Annotated in this window: 8 protein-coding genes and 5 tRNA genes; 6 read left to right on the top strand and 7 right to left on the bottom strand. The window is 71.3% G+C overall.

Features of this window, described 5'->3' with window-relative positions; translation table 11 throughout:
* Window positions 1-171: MEDS domain-containing protein (locus tag IE249_RS35735; RefSeq protein ID WP_229857337.1), on the bottom strand; the 171-nt coding region annotated here is incomplete at its 3' end.
* Window positions 168-350, bottom strand: coding sequence for an anti-anti-sigma factor (locus IE249_RS00645; protein WP_229857140.1), 183 nt, complete (start codon window positions 348-350; stop codon window positions 168-170). The genes IE249_RS00645 and IE249_RS35735, both read right to left, overlap by 4 nt.
* A 324-nt stretch (window positions 351-674) precedes the next feature.
* Here IE249_RS00645 and IE249_RS00640 point away from each other — a divergent pair, with 324 nt between their 5' ends.
* Together IE249_RS00640 and IE249_RS00635 are read left to right on the top strand one after the other, a co-directional pair.
* Window positions 675-1,463 carry an ANTAR domain-containing response regulator gene (locus IE249_RS00640; protein ID WP_189702780.1) on the top strand — a complete coding sequence of 263 codons (789 nt, stop codon included), beginning with the start codon at window positions 675-677 and terminating at the stop codon, window positions 1,461-1,463.
* Window positions 1,464-1,520: 57 nt separating this feature from the next.
* Window positions 1,521-1,682: a hypothetical protein gene (locus tag IE249_RS00635; protein WP_189702779.1), complete on the top strand. Its 162-nt coding sequence runs from the start codon at window positions 1,521-1,523 to the stop codon at window positions 1,680-1,682.
* A gap of 160 nt (window positions 1,683-1,842) precedes the next feature.
* Here IE249_RS00635 and IE249_RS00630 read toward each other — a convergent pair.
* From IE249_RS00630 to IE249_RS00610, 5 genes are all read right to left on the bottom strand, one after another.
* Window positions 1,843-1,919: transfer RNA gene (locus IE249_RS00630), tRNA-Ile, on the bottom strand.
* Window positions 1,920-2,048: 129 nt separating this feature from the next.
* Window positions 2,049-2,121 (bottom strand) — tRNA-Asn (locus IE249_RS00625).
* Between the two features lie 5 nt (window positions 2,122-2,126).
* Window positions 2,127-2,199, bottom strand: a tRNA-Asn gene (locus IE249_RS00620).
* Window positions 2,200-2,204: 5 nt separating this feature from the next.
* Window positions 2,205-2,277: transfer RNA gene (locus IE249_RS00615), tRNA-Asn, on the bottom strand.
* Between the two features lie 5 nt (window positions 2,278-2,282).
* A tRNA-Asn gene (locus tag IE249_RS00610) sits at window positions 2,283-2,355 on the bottom strand.
* Window positions 2,356-2,511: 156 nt separating this feature from the next.
* Between IE249_RS00610 and IE249_RS00605 the strand changes: the two genes are divergently transcribed.
* The 4 genes from IE249_RS00605 to IE249_RS00590 all read left to right on the top strand — a co-directional run.
* Window positions 2,512-2,814 (top strand): YtxH domain-containing protein, encoded by a 303-nt coding sequence (locus tag IE249_RS00605; RefSeq protein ID WP_189703198.1) that lies wholly within the window; start codon window positions 2,512-2,514, stop codon window positions 2,812-2,814.
* Between the two features lie 124 nt (window positions 2,815-2,938).
* Window positions 2,939-4,393 (top strand): xylulokinase, encoded by a 1,455-nt coding sequence (locus IE249_RS00600; RefSeq protein WP_189702778.1) that lies wholly within the window; start codon window positions 2,939-2,941, stop codon window positions 4,391-4,393.
* Window positions 4,394-4,542: 149 nt separating this feature from the next.
* Window positions 4,543-6,276: an ABC transporter ATP-binding protein gene (locus IE249_RS00595; protein WP_189702777.1), complete on the top strand. Its 1,734-nt coding sequence runs from the start codon at window positions 4,543-4,545 to the stop codon at window positions 6,274-6,276.
* Window positions 6,276-7,711 (top strand): ABC transporter ATP-binding protein (locus tag IE249_RS00590; protein ID WP_229857139.1); only part of this gene is annotated, 1,436 nt, incomplete at its 3' end. The genes IE249_RS00595 and IE249_RS00590, both read left to right, overlap by 1 nt.

Raw genomic sequence — 7,711 nt, 5'->3', positions numbered from 1 at the left:
GCCCAGTTCGGCCTCGATCAGCCGCAGGTTCTCGGCGGGGACGGCCACCGCGACCGGCTCGCCGGCCTCCAGGCCGGCGCGTACGAAGGGCACGGTGCCCGCCAGGTACTCCGCCTCGTCCCGGTAGAACAGTGCGGGGTGGGCGAACGGCTTCGTGGTGACGGTCGTCATGACGTCGAGACCCCGATCCCCGGCAGGCCGGCCCGGAACATCTCCAGGATCCGGTGCACCACGATGCGGCGGCCCGGCCCGGGCCTGCCCACGGCCCGTGCGAGCACGCCGACGCCGGCCACGTCGACGAAGGTCACGGCCGACCGCTCCAGGTCGTACACGCCGGCGCCGTCGCGCACCGCCCGGTCCAGACGTCCACACCGCCTCCCTGTCGCCGCACTGCCCGGCCAACAGTATGCTCCGCCCCTCCCCACCTCCCACCCGGGCTCCGCCCCTGCCCGTCCCGTACGGACCCCACACACCCCACGGGTTCGTCAAGAAACAGCCCGTATCGCCGCTATTGCGTGTACGGCACGGAGCAACGGGCAGGTGCAGGGGAGCACCGCCGGGAGGGAGACCATGGCGTTTCGGCCCGCGGCCCGCACGGCCGTGGCCCGGCGGCGACGGGGAGCGCGACGTAGCCACGACGCGCGGGGACTGCCGGGGACGAACAAGGCGGGGACATGAGCTCGACGGCGCCACCACCTCTCGCACTGCGGTTGCACGCCCTTGTCGACACGCTGACCATCGGCGTGCGCACGGACCCGGGCGGCCGGGCCCTCCTCACCCCGCGCGGGGAGATGGTCCACGGCTGTACGGAGACCCTGGCCAAGGCGCTGGCCGAACTGCCGCCCGGAGTCGTCCGGGTGGACCTGGACATGTCCCGGGTGACCTTCATGGACACCACCGGCCTGGAGTTCCTCCAGGTACTCGACGAGCACGGGCGGTGCCACCTGGTCGAGGTGACGGCCACCGGCTGGAGAGGTCAGCCGCGCCGCGTGCTGGAACTGGCGGGCCTGGACACCGCCGATCCCCTGCGTCCGCGGCCCGACGGCCGGGCGTACCCGCCGCCGGACTCCCTGACCGGCTCGGCGGTGGCCGCGGAGCGCTCGGAGCGGCTGCTGCGGCTGCGCGAGGAGGTCGAGCAGCTGCGCGAGGCCATGGTGACCCGCCCGGTGATCGACCAGGCGCGCGGCATCTTGATGGCCGCCCACTCCTGCACGCCCGAGCAGGCCTGGGACATCCTGCGCGAGGCCTCCCAGCGCTCGAACACCAAGCTGCGCGCGGTGGCCGCCGCGGTCACCGCCGGCGCCGTGCCGGACGGCCCCGCGCCGCCGGAGGGCATACGCAAGGCGCTGCGCACGGCGATATCCCGCGCCACCGGGCCCGAGGCACCGCAGCCCTCGTCGGCGCCGCAGCCGTCCACGCCGCCGGTAGCACGCGGCACCCCGGGGTACCCGGCCTCCGAGTGACCGTCCCCGTCCCGGAGGAGTCACCAGGAGTCATCAGGAGCCCCAGGAGCCACCACGATGAGAGAGCACACCCCGTCCCAGGCCGAGGGCGAACGGGACGACGCCGGTACCCGGCGCACCGCCGAGCCGTCGGACACGCCGTACCCCACACCGTCACAGGCGGAAGGCGACCGGGACGACCTCCCGGACACCGCGGACCCCGCCGACGACGGCACCTGACGCACCGGCCCACCGAGAACGCGCGCGAGGCATTCCTCCGGCCGGGTGCAAAACCCGGCCAACACGCGCCCACGGCCCCCGGAACCGGTCCGGGGGCCGCAGACTTGGCCGAGGCGACCCGCGAAGCCGCAGGTCATATCGATTCTGCGCGGGTAGCGCCTGGTGGGGCGGGTGGGACTCGAACCCACGGCCGACGGATTATGAGTCCGCTGCTCTAACCGGCTGAGCTACCGCCCCGTTCGGCGCGTCGCGTACATGTGTGCGCGCCGTCTGCCGCAGCATAGCCGCTCATACGATCTCCTGCTTCGCCATGGTCGGCTTCCCGCGGCATGAAAAAGGACCCCGGCGGGGTCCTCGTTCAGCATGCTCCCCCGACTGGACTCGAACCAGTAACCTGCCGGTTAACAGCCGGCTGCTCTGCCAATTGAGCTACGGAGGACCGAGCTCCCCCGACTGGACTCGAACCAGTAACCTGCCGGTTAACAGCCGGCTGCTCTGCCAATTGAGCTACGGAGGACCGAGCTCCCCCGACTGGACTCGAACCAGTAACCTGCCGGTTAACAGCCGGCTGCTCTGCCAATTGAGCTACGGAGGACCGAGCTCCCCCGACTGGACTCGAACCAGTAACCTGCCGGTTAACAGCCGGCTGCTCTGCCAATTGAGCTACGGAGGAATGCCTCGTTGCATCGAACGCACCCACCTGGGTATTCGCCAGAGGGCGCGCGCTCGCTGCGACACATACATTAGCGCAAGCAGGGGGGTGCTCCGCCAATCGGTATCCCGGGGCATCCCCGGGCTCTGACCCACGAGGCAAGGAAGGGTGGCCACCATGCGTTACCGGCTCGCGTTCATCGCAGGGCTCGCGCTGGGCTACGTGCTGGGCACGAAGGCCGGACGCGAACGCTACGAGCAGCTGAGGAGTTCCGCCCGCCAGGTCGCCCAGAACCCCGCGGTGCGCAACACCGCGGAGACGGCGGCGCAGCAGGGCCGCCAGTTCGCCGGCAAGGCGTACCACGTGGTCAGCGAGAAGGTCGGCGACCACGTCCCCGACGCCGTGGCCGAGCGGGTGCGCTCGCTGCGGGCCCACGGCAACGGCAGCAGTGCGGACGACTGGGGCACGAGCAACACGTAGTACCGCGGTCGGTCATGGCGGTGGGTGCCCCAGGGACGGCCGTTCCCGGGGCACCCACTCGCATGTGCGCGCTCCCACCGGCATACGGCGCGGCCACCCCCCGCCGTACGGCAGAATTTTCGCCATGGGGATAGTCGCCGGGTTGGACAGTTCACCCGATTTCACTCGCATCGTGGTCTGCGACACGGACACGGGAGCCGTGCTCCGGCAGGGGTACGCGCCGCATCCGGTGGAGAGCCCCGAGGGAGGCGGCCGCCCCTCCGACGTGGACCCGCAGGCCTGGCTGCTCTCCCTCGGGGAGGCCGCCGGCGGCGGGCTCCTGGAGGGTGTGCAGGCCATCGGCGTCTCCGCGCAGCAGAACGCGCTGATCCCGCTGGACGGCCAGGGCGCCACCGTGCGGCCCGCGCTGGTCGGCGGGGACCGGCGGGCGCAGGTGGCCGCCGCGGACCTGATCGACGCGCTCGGCGGCCGCGAGGCCTGGGCGCAGGCGGTCGGCTGCGTCCCGCAGGCCGCGCAGCCGGTGACCAAGCTGCGCTGGCTCGCCAAGAACGAGCCCGAGGCCGCGCGCCGCACGGCCGTGCTGATGCAGGCCCACGACTGGCTGGTGTGGCAGCTGCTCGGCCGGCCGGTCAGACGGACCACCGACCGCGGCGGCGCCTCCGGCACCGGCTACTGGTCCGCGGCCACCGGCGCCTACCGCCCCGACCTGGTCGAGCTGGCCCTCGGCCACCAGGCGATGCTCCCGGAGGTGATCGGCCCCGCCGAGGCGGCCGGTACGACCCCGGAGGGACTGCTGATCTCCGCCGGCACCGGCGAGACCATGGCCGCCGCCTTCGGTCTCGGCCTGGGGCTCGGTGACGCGGTGGTCTCCCTGGGCGCCTCGGGCTCGGTGATGGCCGTGCACCCCGAGGCGCTGGTCGACCAGAGCGGGATGATCACCTCGCTCGCGGACGCCACCGGCATGCACCTCCCGGTCGTCACCACGCTCAACGCGGTGCGGGCCCTGCGCGGCACCGCCGAACTGCTCGGCCTCGCCGACCTGGAGGCCCTGTCCGACCTGGCGATGAAGTCGACGCCCGGCGCGCACGGTCTGGTGCTGCTGCCCTATCTGGAGGGCGAGCGGACGCCGAGCCTGCCGCACACCGCCGGGACGCTCGCGGGCCTGCGCCGCGAGTCGATGAAGCCGGAGCACCTGGCGCGGGCCGCGTTCGAGGGCATGCTGTGCGGGCTCGCGGACGCGCTGGACGTGCTGCGCGGACGGGGCGTGGAGGTGCGGCGCGTGTTCCTGCTGGGTCAGGCCGCCGAGCTGCCGGCCGTGCAGGCCGCGGCGCCCGCGCTGTTCGGCGCGCAGGTAGTGGTGCCGCAGCCCGCGGACTACGCGGCGATCGGCGCCGCCCGTCAGGCGGCCTGGGCGCTCGGCGTGTCGCAGGGCGCCCTCGACCCGCGCACCCCGCCCGCCTGGCAGGGCGCGGTCGCCCAGGTGCTGGAGCCGGGCGAGGAACTGGCGGTGGGCCAGGCGGTGCGCCAGCAGTACGTGTCGGTGCGCGAACAGACCCATCCGGGGGCGTTCCGCCCGTAATGACCCGGACGGCGTAGGACCACCGGCCGAGGACGGCTCGGCCGGTGGACCGCTATTGGGTTAATCAGTTGAGGTAACGCGGGTGGAGTGTCCGACGATAGGGGCCAGGGGACACCGACCGCCCCCACCGCCGACTCCGAGAGACCAGCGTGCTCATAAGACTTCTGCGGACCTATCTCAGGCCCTACAAGAAACCCATAGCCCTCGTGGTGCTGCTGCAGTTCCTGCAGACGTGCGCCACCCTCTACTTGCCCACGCTGAACGCCCACATCATCGACAACGGTGTGGTGAAGGGTGACACCGGTTACATCCTGACGTACGGCGGCGTGATGATCGCCATCTCGCTGGCGCAGGTGGTGTGCAACATCGGCGCCGTGTACTACGGCGCCCGCACCGCCTCCTCGCTCGGACGGGACGTCCGCGCGGCCGTCTTCGACCGCGTGCAGTCCTTCTCGGCGCGCGAGGTCGGGCACTTCGGGGCGCCCTCCCTCATCACGCGTACGACCAACGACGTCCAGCAGGTCCAGATGCTGGCCCTGATGACGTTCACCCTGATGGTGTCGGCGCCCATCATGTGCGTGGGCGGTGTGGTCCTCGCCCTCGGCCTGGACGTGCCGCTGTCGGGCGTCCTGGTCGCCGTCGTACCGGTGCTCGGCATCTGCGTGACGCTGATCGTGCGCCGGCTGCGCCCGCTGTTCCGGTCCATGCAGACGCGGCTGGACACGGTGAACCGGGTGCTGCGCGAGCAGATCAGCGGCAACCGCGTCATCCGCGCCTTCGTGCGCGACGAGTACGAGAAGGACCGCTTCCGGCGGGCCAACGGGGACCTCACCGAGATGGCGCTGGCCACCGGCCGGCTGCTCGCGCTGATGTTCCCGATCGTGATGACGGTGGTGAACCTGTCGTCCATCGCGGTGGTGTGGTTCGGCGCCCACCGCATCGACAGCGGCGGCATGCAGATCGGCGACCTGACCGCGTTCCTCGCCTATCTGATGCAGATCGTGATGTCCGTGATGATGGCCACCTTCATGTTCATGATGGTGCCGCGCGCGGAGGTGTGCGCCGAGCGCATCGAGGAGGTCCTGGACACCGAGTCCAGCGTCGTGCCGCCGAGCGCTCCGGTGGTGGAGCTGCGCCGCCACGGGCATCTGGAGATCCGTCAGGCCGGCTTCCGCTACCCGGGAGCGGAGGAGCCGGTCCTCAAGGCCGTCGACGTGGTGGCCCGCCCCGGCGAGGTCACCGCCGTCATCGGGTCCACCGGCAGCGGCAAGTCCACCCTCCTGGGGCTGGTGCCCCGGCTGTTCGACGCCACCGACGGCGAGGTCCTCGTCGACGGGGTGGACGTGCGGCAGGTGGAGCCGGCGCTGCTGGCGCGCACGGTCGGCCTGGTCCCGCAGAAGCCGTACCTGTTCGCGGGCACGGTGGCGACCAACCTTCGCTACGGCAACCCGGACGCCACCGACGAGGAGCTGTGGCAGGCACTCGAGGTGGCGCAGGCCAAGGAGTTCGTCTCCAAGCTGGAGGGCGGGCTGAACGCGCCGATCGCCCAGGGCGGCACCAACGTCTCCGGCGGTCAGCGCCAGCGCCTGGCCATCGCCCGCACCCTCGTGCAGCGCCCGGAGATCTACCTCTTCGACGACTCCTTCTCCGCGCTCGACTACGCCACCGACGCGGCCCTGCGCGCCGCGCTCGCACGCGAGACCGCCGAGGCGACCGTGGTGATCGTCGCCCAGCGCGTGGCGACCATCCGGGACGCCGACCGGATCGTCGTACTGGACGAGGGACGGGTCGTCGGCACCGGCCGCCACCACGAGCTGATGGCGGACAACGAGACGTACCGGGAGATCGTGCTCTCCCAGCTGACGGAAGCGGAGGCTGCCTGATGGCCGGGCCGATGGGGCGGATGATGGCCGGCGGCGGCCCCGACAACCGCTCGATGGACTTCAAGACGTCGGGCCGGCGGCTCCTCGCGCAGTTCAGGCCCGAGCGGTTCACGATGTACGCGCTGGTGCTGTGCGTGGTCGTGAGCGTCACGCTCAGCGTGATCGGGCCGAAGATCCTCGGCAAGGCCACCGACCTGGTGTTCGCCGGGATCATCGGACGGCAGATGCCGTCCGGGCTCACCAAGGAGCAGGTGCTCGACGGGATGCGCCGGCGCGGCCAGGGCGGTGTCGCCGACATGCTGGGCGGCACCGACTTCACCCCGGGCAAGGGCATCGACTTCGGCGCCGTGGGCGAGGTCCTGCTGTTCGCGCTGGGCACGTTCCTGGCGGCGGGCCTGCTGATGGCGGTGGCGACGCGGCTGGTGAACCGGTCGGTGAACCGCACCATGTTCCGGATGCGCGAGGACGTGCAGACGAAGCTGTCGCGGCTGCCGCTGTCGTACTTCGACAAGCGCCAGCGCGGCGAGGTGCTCTCGCGGGCCACCAACGACATCGACAACATCGGGCAGACGCTCCAGCAGTCGATGGGCCAGCTCATCAACTCGGTGCTGACCATCATCGGCGTGCTGGTGATGATGTTCTACGTCTCCTGGATCCTGGCGCTGGTCGCGCTGGTGACGGTGCCGCTGTCGTTCGTGGTCGCCACCCGCGTGGGCAAGCGGTCGCAGCCGCACTTCGTGCAGCAGTGGCGCTCCACCGGCAAACTGAACGCGCACATCGAGGAGATGTACACCGGGCACACCCTGGTGAAGGTGTTCGGCCGGCAGGAGGAGTCGGCGCAGCAGTTCGCCGAGCAGAACGAGGCGCTGTACGAGGCGGGGTTCAAGGCACAGTTCAACAGCGGCATCATGCAGCCGCTGATGATGTTCGTCTCGAACATCAACTACGTGCTGGTGGCGGTCGTCGGCGGTCTCAGGGTCGCCTCCGGCGCGCTGTCGATCGGTGACGTGCAGGCCTTCATCCAGTACTCGCGGCAGTTCTCGATGCCGCTGACCCAGGTGGCCTCGATGGCGAACCTGGTGCAGTCGGGCGTCGCCTCGGCCGAGCGGATCTTCGAACTCCTGGACGCGGAGGAGCAGGAGGCGGACCCGGTGCCGGGCGTGCGGCCGGAGCAGCTGCGCGGGCGGGTCGCGCTGGAGCACGTGTCCTTCCGCTACGAGGAGGACAAGCCGCTCATCGAGGACCTTTCCCTGAAGGCCGAGCCCGGTCACACGGTCGCGATCGTCGGCCCGACCGGCGCGGGCAAGACCACGCTGGTCAACCTGCTGATGCGGTTCTACGACGTCACCGGCGGGCGGATCACCCTGGACGGCGTGGACATCGCGCGCATGTCCCGGGACGAACTGCGCTCCGGCATCGGCATGGTGCTCCAGGA

The sequence above is a fragment of the Streptomyces anandii JCM 4720 genome (assembly GCF_014650655.1).
Lineage (GTDB): Bacteria > Actinomycetota > Actinomycetes > Streptomycetales > Streptomycetaceae > Streptomyces > Streptomyces anandii.
Note: the sequence above shows the minus strand (reverse complement) of the source record. Positions and strands in the feature narration are given on the sequence as shown.